Origin of the sequence: Isorropodon fossajaponicum endosymbiont JTNG4, assembly GCF_016592615.1 — a bacterium.
Classification (GTDB): domain Bacteria; phylum Pseudomonadota; class Gammaproteobacteria; order PS1; family Pseudothioglobaceae; genus Ruthia.
On record NZ_AP013043.1, the window covers coordinates 319,462 to 332,552 of the forward strand.

The 13,091-nt window shown below is 36.7% G+C and carries 15 protein-coding genes and 5 pseudogenes; 9 read left to right on the forward strand and 11 right to left on the reverse strand.

The features are described from left to right. Window positions 1-134: 134 nt before the first annotated feature. From CVFO_RS01850 to hisH, 4 genes are read left to right on the forward strand one after another with little or no spacing between them, the layout of a single operon-like run. Window positions 135-1,160 carry an aspartate-semialdehyde dehydrogenase gene (locus tag CVFO_RS01850; RefSeq protein ID WP_201339893.1) on the forward strand — a complete coding sequence of 342 codons (1,026 nt, stop codon included), beginning with the start codon at window positions 135-137 and terminating at the stop codon, window positions 1,158-1,160. A gap of 3 nt (window positions 1,161-1,163) precedes the next feature. Next, window positions 1,164-1,406, forward strand: a complete 243-nt coding sequence (locus tag CVFO_RS01855; RefSeq protein WP_201339895.1) for a hypothetical protein — start codon at window positions 1,164-1,166, stop codon at window positions 1,404-1,406. Window positions 1,407-1,408: 2 nt separating this feature from the next. Then, window positions 1,409-1,987, forward strand: a complete 579-nt coding sequence (hisB, locus tag CVFO_RS01860; protein WP_201339896.1) for an imidazoleglycerol-phosphate dehydratase HisB — start codon at window positions 1,409-1,411, stop codon at window positions 1,985-1,987. Window positions 1,988-1,993: 6 nt separating this feature from the next. Beyond that, on the forward strand, window positions 1,994-2,611 hold the full coding sequence (gene hisH / locus CVFO_RS01865; protein ID WP_201339898.1) for an imidazole glycerol phosphate synthase subunit HisH: 618 nt from the start codon (window positions 1,994-1,996) through the stop codon (window positions 2,609-2,611). A gap of 24 nt (window positions 2,612-2,635) precedes the next feature. Here hisH and CVFO_RS09385 read toward each other — a convergent pair. The 5 genes and pseudogenes from CVFO_RS09385 to sbcB all read right to left on the reverse strand — a co-directional run. Further along, window positions 2,636-2,839, reverse strand: a pseudogene (locus CVFO_RS09385) (TfoX/Sxy family DNA transformation protein); the annotation flags it as partial. Continuing rightward, window positions 2,830-3,354, reverse strand: a pseudogene (locus CVFO_RS01875) (fructosamine kinase family protein). The pseudogenes CVFO_RS01875 and CVFO_RS09385, both read right to left, overlap by 10 nt. Window positions 3,355-3,710: 356 nt before the next feature. Next, on the reverse strand, window positions 3,711-4,010 hold the full coding sequence (locus CVFO_RS01885; protein WP_225879299.1) for a DUF1841 family protein: 300 nt from the start codon (window positions 4,008-4,010) through the stop codon (window positions 3,711-3,713). A 116-nt stretch (window positions 4,011-4,126) separates the two neighbouring features. Next, complete coding sequence (nth, locus tag CVFO_RS01890; protein ID WP_201339902.1) at window positions 4,127-4,759, reverse strand: endonuclease III; 633 nt, start codon at window positions 4,757-4,759, stop codon at window positions 4,127-4,129. A 68-nt stretch (window positions 4,760-4,827) separates the two neighbouring features. Beyond that, window positions 4,828-6,243 carry an exodeoxyribonuclease I gene (gene sbcB / locus CVFO_RS01895; protein WP_201339904.1) on the reverse strand — a complete coding sequence of 472 codons (1,416 nt, stop codon included), beginning with the start codon at window positions 6,241-6,243 and terminating at the stop codon, window positions 4,828-4,830. 447 nt (window positions 6,244-6,690) lie between these two features. On the opposite strand from sbcB, the gene CVFO_RS01900 reads away from it, so the two are divergent. Genes CVFO_RS01900 through CVFO_RS01910 form a run of 3 tightly spaced genes read left to right on the forward strand, consistent with a single transcriptional unit; the run spans window position 6,691 to window position 7,882 of the window. Further along, window positions 6,691-7,170: a CsgG/HfaB family protein gene (locus tag CVFO_RS01900; protein ID WP_201339905.1), complete on the forward strand. Its 480-nt coding sequence runs from the start codon at window positions 6,691-6,693 to the stop codon at window positions 7,168-7,170. Window positions 7,171-7,195: 25 nt separating this feature from the next. Continuing rightward, the gene (locus CVFO_RS01905; RefSeq protein WP_201339906.1) at window positions 7,196-7,354 is read left to right on the forward strand and encodes a hypothetical protein; all 159 of its coding nucleotides are present in this window, start codon (window positions 7,196-7,198) and stop codon (window positions 7,352-7,354) included. Between the two features lie 51 nt (window positions 7,355-7,405). After that, window positions 7,406-7,882, forward strand: coding sequence for a hypothetical protein (locus CVFO_RS01910; protein WP_201339907.1), 477 nt, complete (start codon window positions 7,406-7,408; stop codon window positions 7,880-7,882). A gap of 383 nt (window positions 7,883-8,265) precedes the next feature. Here CVFO_RS01910 and CVFO_RS01920 read toward each other — a convergent pair whose 3' ends face one another. The 3 genes and pseudogenes from CVFO_RS01920 to CVFO_RS01930 form a co-directional block, all read right to left on the reverse strand. Further along, on the reverse strand, window positions 8,266-8,469 hold the full coding sequence (locus CVFO_RS01920) for a cold shock domain-containing protein (RefSeq protein ID WP_174605866.1): 204 nt from the start codon (window positions 8,467-8,469) through the stop codon (window positions 8,266-8,268). 535 nt (window positions 8,470-9,004) lie between these two features. Beyond that, a pseudogene (locus CVFO_RS01925) lies at window positions 9,005-9,385 on the reverse strand (SulP family inorganic anion transporter); the annotation flags it as partial. 39 nt (window positions 9,386-9,424) lie between these two features. Further along, window positions 9,425-11,251: a DEAD/DEAH box helicase gene (locus CVFO_RS01930; RefSeq protein WP_201339909.1), complete on the reverse strand. Its 1,827-nt coding sequence runs from the start codon at window positions 11,249-11,251 to the stop codon at window positions 9,425-9,427. A 127-nt stretch (window positions 11,252-11,378) separates the two neighbouring features. On the opposite strand from CVFO_RS01930, the gene CVFO_RS01935 reads away from it, so the two are divergent. Continuing rightward, window positions 11,379-11,945: a PhnA domain-containing protein gene (locus tag CVFO_RS01935; RefSeq protein WP_201339910.1), complete on the forward strand. Its 567-nt coding sequence runs from the start codon at window positions 11,379-11,381 to the stop codon at window positions 11,943-11,945. Here the strand turns inward: CVFO_RS01935 and CVFO_RS01940 are convergent. From CVFO_RS01940 to CVFO_RS01950, 3 genes and pseudogenes are all read right to left on the reverse strand, one after another. Continuing rightward, window positions 11,868-12,599: pseudogene (locus CVFO_RS01940) on the reverse strand (IS3 family transposase); the annotation flags it as partial. The gene CVFO_RS01935 and the pseudogene CVFO_RS01940 sit on opposite strands and share 78 nt — an antisense overlap. Window positions 12,600-12,664: 65 nt before the next feature. Then, on the reverse strand, window positions 12,665-12,910 hold the full coding sequence (locus CVFO_RS01945) for a transposase (RefSeq protein WP_201338905.1): 246 nt from the start codon (window positions 12,908-12,910) through the stop codon (window positions 12,665-12,667). Further along, on the reverse strand, window positions 12,849-12,989 hold the full coding sequence (locus CVFO_RS01950) for a hypothetical protein (protein ID WP_201339912.1): 141 nt from the start codon (window positions 12,987-12,989) through the stop codon (window positions 12,849-12,851). The genes CVFO_RS01945 and CVFO_RS01950 overlap by 62 nt, the downstream gene beginning before the upstream one ends. Here CVFO_RS01950 and CVFO_RS01955 point away from each other — a divergent pair. Next, window positions 12,960-13,058, forward strand: a pseudogene (locus CVFO_RS01955) (transposase); the annotation flags it as partial. The gene CVFO_RS01950 and the pseudogene CVFO_RS01955 sit on opposite strands and share 30 nt — an antisense overlap. Between the last annotated feature and the right edge of the window lie 33 nt (window positions 13,059-13,091).

A 13,091-nucleotide genomic window follows, 5' to 3' on the forward strand; every position in this document is an offset into this window, starting at 1 on the left:
CCAGTGTAAAAAAAAATTAAACAATACTTAGATGAGAGCGAAACAGATGAAACACAGTCCATTTCTGACAAAGAAAACACCGATTAAAACTTAAGTATAATACTATCCTTTTATAACCTTATATTTTTTATACGATGAGCAAAAAGTTTGATGTTTGTGTAGTTGGTGCAACAGGTGCGGTGGGCGAGACGATTCTTTCTATTTTAGAACAGCGTAACTTTCCAATTAATAATTTATATCCTTTAGCGAGTGCTAATTCTGCTGGTAAGAAAGTGTTTTGTCAGGGTAAAAGTTGGACGGTGCAAGATTTAAGCACCTTTGATTTTTCGAAAGTGCAAATAGGCATGTTTTCAGCAGGTGACAGTATTTCTGAGAAATATGCACCGATTGCGGCTGAGGCAGGGTGTGTGGTAATTGATAATACGGCACATTTTCGTCGTGATAAGGATATTCCTTTAGTCGTTCCAGAGATTAATCCACATGCGATTGCGGATTACACCAAGCGTAATATTATTACTAATCCAAACTGTTCCACCATTCAAATGCTGGTGGCACTGAAGCCAATTTATGATGCGGTGGGGATTAAGCGTATCAATGTGGCGACTTATCAGGCGGTGTCGGGTTCTGGTAAGGAGGCGATTAGTGAATTAATCGACCAAACCACTAAATTATTAAGTGGCAATACTGAGGTTAATGTTGAAGTCTATCCAAAGCAGATCGCATTTAATGTCATCCCACATATTGATGTTTTTCAAGATAATGGCTATACCAAGGAAGAGATGAAAATGGTGTGGGAGACGCAAAAGATTTTTGAAGATGAAGACATTTTGGTTAATCCAACAGCAGTACGCGTGCCTGTTATTTATGGGCATTCTGAAGCGATTAATATCGAAACTGTTAGAAAAATTACTGCAGTTGAAGCCACTAATATTTTGTTAAAAGCAAATGGCGTTACGGTTATGGATAAACGTGAAGATGGGGGTTATGCTACGCCATTTGTGGAAGCCACTAATCATGATGATACATTTGTAAGCCGTATTCGCGAGGATATTTCTTGTGAAAAAGGCTTAAACTTATGGGTGGTTTCTGATAATATTCGCAAAGGTGCAGCGCTTAATACGGTACAAATCGCTGAAATTCTAATTGAGGAGTATTTATAAATCGTGTCATCACAAAAACTACCCACTAAAAGCCTTGTTGTTGCGATTCTTTTGGCCATATTTTTAGGGCCAATCGGCCTGTTTTATGCGAGTGTTATCGGCGCTTTGATTATGCTAGTCATTACTGCAATTGTTGGTTTTATAACCTTTGGGTTTGGGCTGTTTATCCCTTATATTAGTGTGATTTTATGGGCGATTATTGCTGTCAATAGTTATAATAAAAAGATAATTGAACTTGCAGAATAAATATGATTAAAGTTTCTAGAAAAACCAATGAGACTGACATTAGTGTTGAGCTCAATTTATATGGCACTGGTCAAGCAAATATAGATACTGGCGTGCCGTTTTTAGACCACATGCTGGATCAGGTTGCACGGCACGGTTTAATGGATTTAACCATTAAATGTGACGGTGATACACAGATTGATGATCATCACAGTGTTGAGGATATTGGCATTACATTGGGTCAAGCCTTTGCTAAAGCGGTCGGTGATAAAAAAGGTTTTACCCGTTATGGCCATTCTTATGTGCCACTGGATGAGGCGTTATCGTGCGTTGTGCTGGACCTTTCTGGTCGCCCTAGTTTGGATTTAAATGTGAGTTTCACGCGCGCTATGATTGGCACTTTTGATGTTGATTTGATTTCAGAATTTTTCCAAGGTTTTGTTAATCATGCCTTAATTACACTGCATATTGATAATCTTAAAGGGGTTAATTCCCATCATCAGGCTGAAACCATCTTTAAAGCATTTGGCAGGGCGTTGCGTATGGCAATAACAAAGGATGAGCGTCAAGAAGGTGTGCCCTCAACCAAAGGCTCGCTTTAAGCATTCGTGCAAAGTATTGCAATTATTGATTATGGTATGGGCAATGTGCGTAGTGTGCAAAAGGCACTTGCATATGTCGCTCCTAACGATCAAGTATTTTTAACTGATGATGCTGATTTAATTACCAATGTTGATCGCATTGTTTTTCCAGGTCAGGGTGCAATAGGTGCTTGTATGGCGGCCTTAGTAGAGCATGAATTAATTGATGTAATTAAGCGTTGTGTTGATGAGAAGCCATTTTTAGGCATCTGCCTAGGTTTGCAACTTTTGTTTGATTTTAGTGCAGAAAATGGTGGCACTGATGGCTTGTCTGTTGTGTCAGGCAATATTGTTAAATTTACTAAGAATAATCTTAAAGTGCCACACATGGGCTGGAATACAGTCAAACAATTAATAGAACATCCGCTTTGGCATAATATTGATGACAATGCGCGTTTTTATAGTGTGCATAGTTACTATGTAGAAGCAAGCCATACAAATATGGTTGCTGGGGTGACTAATTATGGGGTTGATTTTACTTGTGCTATTGCTCAAGATAAACTATTTGCAGTGCAATTTCACCCTGAGAAATCACAACATGATGGCTTGCAATTACTGAGTAATTTTGTTAATTGGCAAGTTTAGTCATTTTTTGTTAAAGAGTCTACTTTACTCAACTTTATAGTTGTCTAACTCAATAATAAGCCGAGTTTTTTCATTATGGGCAATGTCAAGCCAACTTCTACCCTCAAGTGCGCCAGTTAGTGCATACAAAAAGCATAAATGTGGCTCACCTAACTTGACGTAGGTAGCAATTGCACCTATTTCTTGTAAATCTTGCTTACTATAAATGCCTATTTTATTTAATTGCTGTTCAGTTTTTTTTGCCCAAACCGCGTAACTTTGCTAATTCTCCCATAACAATTCATGACATTTTTGTGGTAACTATAACCAAAAATATTAAGATGATTAAGGTAATGATACAGCATATACAAGGGTTTTCGCTTGTTAAACCCTTCTTCGAGTGGGAGAATGGCTGCATAACTGTTATAAAAATCATCTGAGAATCCACCAAACATAAAGGTTAGGGTAAAATCTGCCTCGCAGTGGTCATAATAACTAGCAGGATCGATAAAATAAGGATTGTTTTTTCCGCTCAAAACATTGCCAGACCACAAGCCTCCATGTAGCAAGGTTGGGTGATATTAATGTCTAATAAATTGGGTAATAATTTTTCTACGCTTAGTAGTTGCTTGTAGTTTTGTGCATTTAAATGACCATTTTGTTTTGGCAAGTTCAATTTGAAACAACAAGCGAAATTCCCAAAAAAATACCGACCAATCGCTGATGTGTTTACCAATCCCATTATATTGCGGTGTTTGCCCAATATGATTGTCAAATTCAAAGCCAAAATAGTCATGGGTATTTTAATGAAGTCTAGCTAGCTCAACACCCATTTGTGACTGTATATTTGCATTGTATGCAGTTTCAATCCATTCTAAAATTAAGCAATGTTCACAATGGCCTAATACTTTGGGTGTATGGATCGTTCTACCCAACTTTGAAAGCGCACTACCTTCTTATAGTAGTTGTTGACTAGGCACACACACTGGATTGATATTTAATAAAAACGTGACTACCATTATCTAGTGTCACTTTATAAGCATCAAATAATCCTGTGCTAATGATTGTTTGTTGATGAGTATTTGACCTAGATGTTTTTCAATATGTGACTCAACAGGCATTAGTGTGACTGGTTTTGTAAACAGTGAATATAAGATTGATGATCCATCGGCGTGTTGTTTTTTTGCGCAGAAAAAATCATCTGTGTAATACAATCCATCATTTTGTGCTCTGTTTGATGTGGGTCTTTGGTTTGGGTTAATATTTTTTGATAAATCTTTTTAATGCCAAGTGGCTGGTTAATTGAGAGTTGCTCTCTTAACGATAAATGTAGATAAGGATTGACCTCACCTTGCTCTGGAAAATAGTCAGATTCAATATCACTAATCAATTGGTGATACTCAGGGTGTATTTCAATCACCTATGTTAGTTGAGTTTCTAATGGGTCAAGCATTTGCTTGTTTAAAAACTTTTGCCAAGCATTGGCAAGGAACTGCCGCTATTGTGTTCTATCTTGAGTGTAAAACACTTTAGGATTTATAAGTTTTTCTCTTCGTATTCACAAAGATCAAGTAAAATACATTCTGTGCATAATGGAGAGCGAGCCTTACAGGTATAACGACCATGTAAAATCATTAAGTGGTGTGCAGGTACTCGGTATTCATCAGGGATGAATTTGACCAATTTTTTCTCTACTTCTAATACAGTTTTACCACTGGCAATAGCAGTGCGGTTTGCTACACGATAAATATGCGTATCCACCGCAATGGTTGGATGGCCAAAGGCAGTATTAAGCACAACATTGGCAGTTTTGCGACCAACACCAGGTAGTGCTTCTAGTTCTTTACGAGTTTCTGGTACGCCTGAGCTGTATTTTTCAATCAGAATTTTACAAGCTTGGATAATATGTTTGGCTTTTGAGTTAAATAGGCCAATGGTTCTTATGGTGTCTCGAAGTGTGTCTTCACCCAATTCAAAAATAGCTTCAGGCGTATTGGCAATTGGAAACAATTTATCAGTAACCTTATTAACGCTTTTATCCGTTGCTTGTGCAGATAAGGTAACAGCTACCAGTAGTTCAAACGGTGTTGAATAATTTAACTCTGTGGTTGGACTAGGTATCTTTTTAAGCAACCTTCCAAACATTTCTGTACGTGTTTCAGCGTTCATTTTTTCTTTGCTTGTTTTTTCTCAATGCCGAATATTATACGCTAGATTTAAATATAAGGCAAAACAGCCTAAAAGAACGATTTGCTATAAGTCTCAAGTTGCTGCCATAGTTTTTCTTGATGTGGATGTTGTGCTCTCATTGTATTGATTTTTTGAAGGTAATCATCAATAGTTGTGTAACCATTTTCACCCGCTTGAACTCGTCCTTGAACGGTTCCAAACCAATCTTCTTTTTCGTCTTCAGTTAAAGTATCAGGATAATTTCTAGCCTTAAAATGCATGAATAATGTTGAGAGCCTACCATCTTTAAATTTTGGATGAAATTCTTTTAACTCATCAACAGATAAGGTTTGGATTTGATTACAAATACGTTTATCAGCATTGTCAATAAAGCCATCATAAAGTGACTGGTCTACCTCTTTTGTCGCAATACGTTTTTGATCATTTTTGTATAAATTTTGCACGACTTTACCAATCTTAATTTGGTTGTCTTTGATAAAATCAAGATGTTTTATGCATTGATTCATGTCAATATTTAGCTGTTTAATAATTTTTGGTTCAAGTTTATAAATATTGGGAACGAACATTGGACTTTTATTAAAAATCAGTTCCTTGATTTGTAGTCTTTCCACTTCTTTTGGTAGTTCAGATTGCTTGGTAAACATTAGGATTTTAAGTGCTTCAATATCAAGCTCTAGCAAAACACAAGGGTCTTGATCAAGGTTAAACACAAGGGCTCGGTCGTTATACTCAGGATGATAAGCCAACGCAACAGACAATCGAGTACAAGACAATTGTGCTGGATACATGTCAGTTGTATGCAACATTGGTTCAAATAGGCTAATTTTAGAGACGACTATTTTCTTTTCTCTTAAGCTAAAACTGTAGTCGAATAATTGAGGTTGTGTTTGCTTGATAATTTTAGCAATGGCAATAGTAGCACGTACATCAGCTAGTGCATCGTGTGCATTTGCATGCTCAATGCCATTAGCAAGCGATAATTGATCAAGCTTAAAGACTGGCTTACCTTCTTCATTATGAACCCATTTAAGGCTTGCGTCTTTTTTAAGCGCATAACACAGTCGCACAACATCTAATATATCCCAACGAGTATTGCCATTTTGCCAATGCCAAGCATAAGGGTCTATAAAATTACGATACAGCGTGTGACGCGTAAATTCATCATCAAAGCGAATTGAATTGTAACCCACAACACAGGTATTTAGCGTTGAGAATTGAGCATGAATTTTTTTAATAAATTCATGCTCAATCATGCCTTTTTGTTCACATAATTGTGGGCTAATACCAGTTATAAAACAAGCCTCGGGCGATGGTAAGCAATCATGAGTTGGCTTGCAATAAAACATTTGCTCATCTAGAATATTAAAATTCTCATCAGTCCTGATGCCAGCAAATTGTGAGATTCTATCTATTTTTGGCGAAATGCCAAAAGTTTCATAGTCGTACCAATAAAATGTATTCATATTTTCTTTATCAATTTTTTACCCTAAAGAATAGAGTGTATTGCTATTTTACATTGTGCAGTCTAAAAAGGGTTTGTGTTTCAAGGTAGACCTTTAAGGTAAATTTTATCTAAATCTTGTTGTTCAAAACAAATAATCAATTCCTGTGTTTTTAATAATGTATTAAATATTGTTTCATATATTTTTTAAAGTGGCATCCATTATATTTTTATTTTTAATATATTAGCAATATCAATAGCAACATTATTAACAGCTAGATGTAGCACATCTAATATATTAGATACAAATATAAAAACAGGTGGCGAGGCTAATAATGCTGTTACTGCTCAAGCCAAAGAATTAAAAAAATGCGCTAAACCTCTTGGCGTTGCAGTACTGGTCGAACCTGAGTCTTCTAAGAATCCTTATGCTGTTTTAACACAACATAATTTACCTAGCCCCATTCCAATGATAAAACTAATGATGGCAAAAAGTAATTGTTTTCAAGTGGTAGATAGAGGTGCAGCATCCAAGGCATTAGAAAGGGAAAGAGCACTTGCATCTGCTGGAGAATTGGTCAGTAATAAAAACACAGCATCGGGAAATATGATTAGTGCTGATTGGATAATCACTCCAAGCATTATTTTTTCAGACAACAATGCAGGTGGCTCAAATCTTGCACTTGGTGGTCTTTTAGCAGGATTTTTAGGACCCATAGGTGCATTGGCTGGCAATATAAATATTTCTGATAAGGAAGTTCAAACATTATTAACCGCTGTTAATGTCAGAACGGGCTTGCAAGATGCAGTTGCAGAAGGCAGAGCCAAAAAAACTGATGTAGGCTTTGGTGTAGGTGGCGGTAGTTATGGAAGTACTGATATGGGTAAAATTGTTGTCGCTGCTTTTTTAGATGCGCATAACAAACTAGTAGAACAAATGAGTAAGTAACAAATAAATTTTAAAAGGAAAAAAAATGAAAAACAAAACAAAAATATTAACAACAGGGTTATTGGCTTTAACGCTTGGCGCTTGTGGAAGTGGTTCATCTTCATCGAATGGTGGTTCTGATGTTAATACTGGTGTTTTCCTAGATTCAGCAGTTAAAGGATTGACTTACAAAACAAACACTTAAAATGGAATAACTGACGAGAAAGGAAGTTTTAAATACAAAGATGGTGAAACTGTGGAATTTTATCTTGGAGGTATGAAACTAGGTTCAGCCGTAGGCTTGGGCGCTTTATATCCTGAAGATATTGATTTAAGTTTTACCACTGGAGACCAGAAAGGCATATCAATAGCAAGGGTTTTACAAACTATAGATTTTAATAATAATTTAGATGATAGCATTATTGATGTTTCATACATAACAGAGGAAACAATAGAATATGCAAATCAAGGTGGAGCACTTGGTAATACTAATCCTGATATTGCTTTTCTATATGGTAATACACCGAATTTTTTGCAATTTTTTGCCGAAGATATTTTAGACCACCACAATATTTTAGCAAGGACATTTGTAAGTGAAACGGATGCAAGAAATCATTTTGCAGGAACGGTTGAAGGTGTTATTGGTGGAGACTTAATTGCTGGAGAGTGGAGGCAATGTGATACAGCGGTTGGTGGCTTAAGTAGTTATGTTTTGACTTTTAATACTAATTAAAATACTTTTGAATCTACACAAAAATCATTTTTTGATTCAAACAATCTTAATATTTGTGCAGAATGGTGGTTCTGCAATACCATCTGTTTTAACATATGCAAAAGGAACCTATTCTGTTAAAAACTATAATGTTATTGGAGATGATAAAGTAATAGAGATTCAGTTAAACTTTGCAGAATCATTCTTCAATGCAACCTCGAATACATATCACTTTGTAATTAAACTAGATGGTAATTTATTGATACCTAATGATTCTCAAATAAATGAGATTGCTGAAAACTATCGAATCTCGGGAGTACCTCTAACTTCAAATCTGTGGGTTATAAAGCGATAGTAGGTAAATTTCACTACTCTTAACGAAGAAGTTTTTTTTAAAAATTAAATTATTTTGGGTAAACGTTCGCAGCTTGCGGACCTTTTTCACCGTCTTCTAGGTCAAACTCTACCTCTTGACCTTCTTCTAATGATTTGTAGCCATCGCCTTGAATAGCGCGAAAATGAACAAATACATCGTCACCACTTTCTTGCTCAATAAAACCAAACCCTTTTTTTGCGTCAAACCATTTGACTTTTCCTGTTGTAGACATTGTGTCTCCTATAAGTTAAAAATTACCGAAAAAATAGACTACCTTTATAGAGTACGAAAACCGACAATGAATCAATCAACAACATAGATATAAATAGCAACTGTAGCCCAAAACTAATTTTTATAGGGCATATTCTTCACAGTAAGCCTGATTTTAGCATATTTTTTTGTTATTAAGGTCGACATTCGTTAAAAATAAGTGCTTGACAGGTTACACAGGTTTTTGTTCTAGTTTTTTATGAATATGATTAATAGCTTGTGATTTTGAGTCGAAAAAGTGTGATGCCAATTTTTTGGATGAAATTCGACTTGGCAGCAAACTCATAAATGGAGGCTTTAAGCCCGACAAAATATAAGCCACCATTGTTTTACTAGGCGATTGTTTTCTGAAATGAGTGCTCCTGTGCCTGCTAGGTCAATAAAATTAATGCCACTAGCGACAATCAAAATATGATTAATACGTTCGTTTTCTACGATGGCAGCAATGCGTTTTGAATGTGATTAACCGAGCCAAAATAAATAGACATATCAATACGAATAATGACCGTGTGTGAAACAAAATTAACTATTGAACCTAAGCGTGCTAAGTCAAATGCCAGTTGATAAACACCAGCAAGAAAAGTGAGTGTGAGTGCTAATGACAAAAATTCAGCACTGCCTGGTTCGGCGTGATGACTAATGGCGGAAAAAACCACGATGGAAATGGCTGTGGTTGGTCCTGAAACTAAATGTAATGATGAACCGAACAGTGCGGGCAATGATTGGGGTAACCATTGCAGTATATAGACCATATTCAGGGGGTAATCCAGCAATAGTGGCAAATGCTACACCTTGTGAGGTAGAACAATAACAGCGCTAGTTAATCCTGCAATTAAATCCGCTTTAAGAGAGGCTTTATTAACAAATTTAAGCCAGATTAAAAAGGAAAAAACGCGAGAACTTCATTATGTTTTATCTTAACGTGAAAATTTTGGTTTTCTGCCGTGTTTGTCATCTCTTTTGTTTTTGCCATGATAGTCTTTATTGCTACGTCGGTTGTTGCTTTTACCCTTGGAGAATTTTCCACGACCAAAATTACGTTTTCCTGCTTGCCCTCCAATAGTGGTCTTGTTATTTTTTTCAGTGAGTTTAACAATGTTTAGGCGCTTGCCACAAACCACGGTCTTTTTTAAAACCTCAAATACCTTATCTGGCATCTCATCTGGCAAGTCAATGGTCGAGCAATGATCAAAAATTTGAATTGAGCCAATATATTCACTGTCCATGTCAGCTTCATTGGCGATAGCACCTAAAATATTACCCGGCTTAACATTATTATTATTACCCACTTCAATCTTATAACGACACATTGGGATTTTCGGAAAGTCCTTCAAAGGTTCGGCTTTGATAGGGATTATTTTTTCTTCTTTCGGTGTTTGATTGCTACCAAAATTTGGTTCTTTTTCTGATAATAGCAATGGCTCATTGCCTTGCGCAATGAATGCCAAGGCAGCAGAGATTTTTGAGATTTCAACTTCTGGGTTTTCTTGCTGAAATTCGCTGACTAATTTTTCAAATATGTCTAAGTTTTGATTGTTGATGGTTTGTGCTATGTTTTGTTTGAATGTTTCAATGCGTTTGGCATTAATAATCTTTGCACTGGGTAGTTCAATGGGGGTGATTTTTTGGCGAGTAACACGTTCAATAGTACTGAGCATACGCCTTTCACGGTTTGATACGAATAAAATTGCGTCACCTTTTCGGCCTGCGCGTCCTGTTCTGCCAATGCGGTGTACATAAGATTCAGCGTCTTGAGGAATGTCGTAATTAACCACGTGTGAGATGCGATCTACATCTAAACCACGGGCAGCAACATCGGTGGCAATAAGAATGTCAATTTTGCCTTTTTTGTAGTTAGTGATGATACGTTCTCGTTGGCTTTGTTGAATATCGCCGTTAATGGCTTCTGCTGAAAAACCACGGGCAGATAATTTCTCTGCCAATTCTATCGTGAGTGTTTTGGTTCTAACGAAAATAATCATCGCATCAAAGGTAGTGACTTCAAGAATGCGAGTTAAGGCTTCTAATTTTTGTGATAAGCCACCAACCATGCAGTATTTTTGGGTAATGGTGGTCGCTGTTTCTGTCTTGGTTTTTATCTTAACAATTTTTGGCTGGTTTAAAAATTGTTCAGCCACTTTTTTGATAACGCTTGGCATGGTGGCAGAGAATAGGGCAATTTGTCGTTGTTCAGGAATGCGTTGCATGACCCATTTTATGTCATCGATAAAGCCCATTTTGAGCATTTCATCGGCTTCATCTAGAACGAATGACTTAAGTTTGTCTAGTTTTAAGGTGCCTTTTTTAATATGGTCCATCACCCGACCAGGTGTGCCAACAATAGCGTGTACACCACGCTTTAGAGGGCGTAGTTGAATATCATAAGATTGCCCGCCATAAATAGGCAACACATGAAAACCTTTCATGCCTCGTGCATAGATTTGTACTGCTTCTGATACTTGAATGGCAAGTTCACGGGTGGGCGTTAAGATTAATAATTGTGGTGCATTAATGTTTAAGTCAATTTTGTCAAGCAGTGGAAGAGCGAATGCTGCTGTTTTCCCCGTGCCTGTTTGTGCTTGACCGATAATGTCTTCGCCATTTAGTAAGTGGGTGATGCATTGCTCTTGAATGGGAGAAGGGGTTTCGTAGCCAATAGAATCCAATACTTTTAAAATGGTATTAGACAATCCTAAACATTCAAATTTAGATGGCGACTTATGGCCAGATTTATTTTCAGACATGTGATTTGTGGGATAAATGAAGACCAAAATTATACCTATTTAGGTGACGCTTTATCGAACTATATTAGTTTTTTATTATATTTATCAGTTAAAATATGATTCATTTCCAATATAAATGGGCAGTTTTATGGATACTGAACAAATATTATTAAGCCGTAGCCAGTCCAAATGCGAGTTGTGTGGCAATGAGCATGATTTGTCAGTATTTGCAGTGATGCCTTCAGATAATAGTGACAATCAATCTATTTTAATTTGCAACATTTGCCATAATTCTATTGATAATCCTAAGCAGGGAAATATTAACTATTGGCATTGCTTGAACGATTCTATGTGGTCGTCAATAGCAGCGGTGCAAGTAGTGGCTTGGCGTATATTGACTAAGTTAAGTAGTGAAGGCTGGCCACAGGACTTGCTTGATATGCTTTATTTGGATGACGAAACATTAACTTGGGCACAAGCAATGGATGAGCGCACTAGTGACGAACAAACATTAAAACACAAAGACAGTCATGGCACTCAGTTAGACTCTGGTGATACGGTCATCCTAATCAAAGATCTTACAGTTAAAGGCGCAAACTTTACTGCTAAACGCGGAACAGCAGTACGTAATATATCATTAGTAACTGATAATGCTGAGCATATTGAAGGCAAAATAGAAGGGCAGAGAATTGTTATTTTGACAAAATTTGTTTAAAAGGTATAAATATGGATATTTCACAAGACTTCTAAAGAAACGCTCCATGACCGCATTATCCCAACAATTACCTCGCCTGCTCATGCTTTGAGTAATGTTGTTCTTGTTGCAATAATCAATAAAAACTTTAGAAGAGTATTGAGTCCCTTGATCAGAGTGGAACATGTGTTTATTTGTATTGGGCTGGTGTCTAGACACAGCATTACTAAGCGCATCCTTTGCCAACTGAGCATTAGGCTGTTTTGACAATGCCCAACCAACAACTTGTCTTGAGCCTAAATCCAACACACTGGCTAAATAACTCCCACCTTGATAGGTTTTGATATAGGTAATATCACCAACCCAATGCGTATTAATTGATTGCTGCTCAAACACACGATTTAATAGGTTTTTTGCCTTTTTAAACATCAATCTAGTATTAGGGTAATAATGACGCTTTCTTGGGCGTATGGCAACTACATTGGCTTTTTTCATTAGCGTTGCAGTTTGGTAAATACCAATGTTATAACCTTGGTTATTCAAAACTACTCGCATTCTGCGTTTGCCATAGGTGTATCCAACTTCAATAGCAGTTTGTTTGATTAATTTAATCATAGCGTTGGTGTTGTTGTTTACTCGCTTATCTTTGACTTGATAGTAATAACTACTGCGAGGAAGTTTGAGTAATGCTCATAATTCTTTAGTATTGTATTGTTGGCAAGCCTTGTTTATCTTGATAATCATATCACTTGGTGATTGTCCACAGCGAACAAGGCTGTTGCCTTTTTTAAGATTTCATTGTCCCTTTGTGCGCGCCAAAGTTGTTTCTCAAGCAGTTGTATTGTTTGTTGTTCAGAAGTCAGCGCTTTGCCTGACTCTGGTGTTTGTCCACCAAGCTCTGCTAGGTATTGTTTTCTCCATCTGCTAACTGCTGAGGAGCAAGCTCCTGATATTATCATGATTTTTTTTATTGGTGTAATTCTCATGCACCATGAGTTTGGCATAATCTAGTGTTCCCCCCCTCAAGGGGGTATTGAACAGAATGTTCAACGGTGTATTGTGCATATGGTTAGAAACTCCCTTAAATATGTGGGTTACAAAGACAGAAAGCAGGTTGCCAGTAGTCTTAAACAAAAATTAAAATTTGACAAAAAAGACTGATTAAAA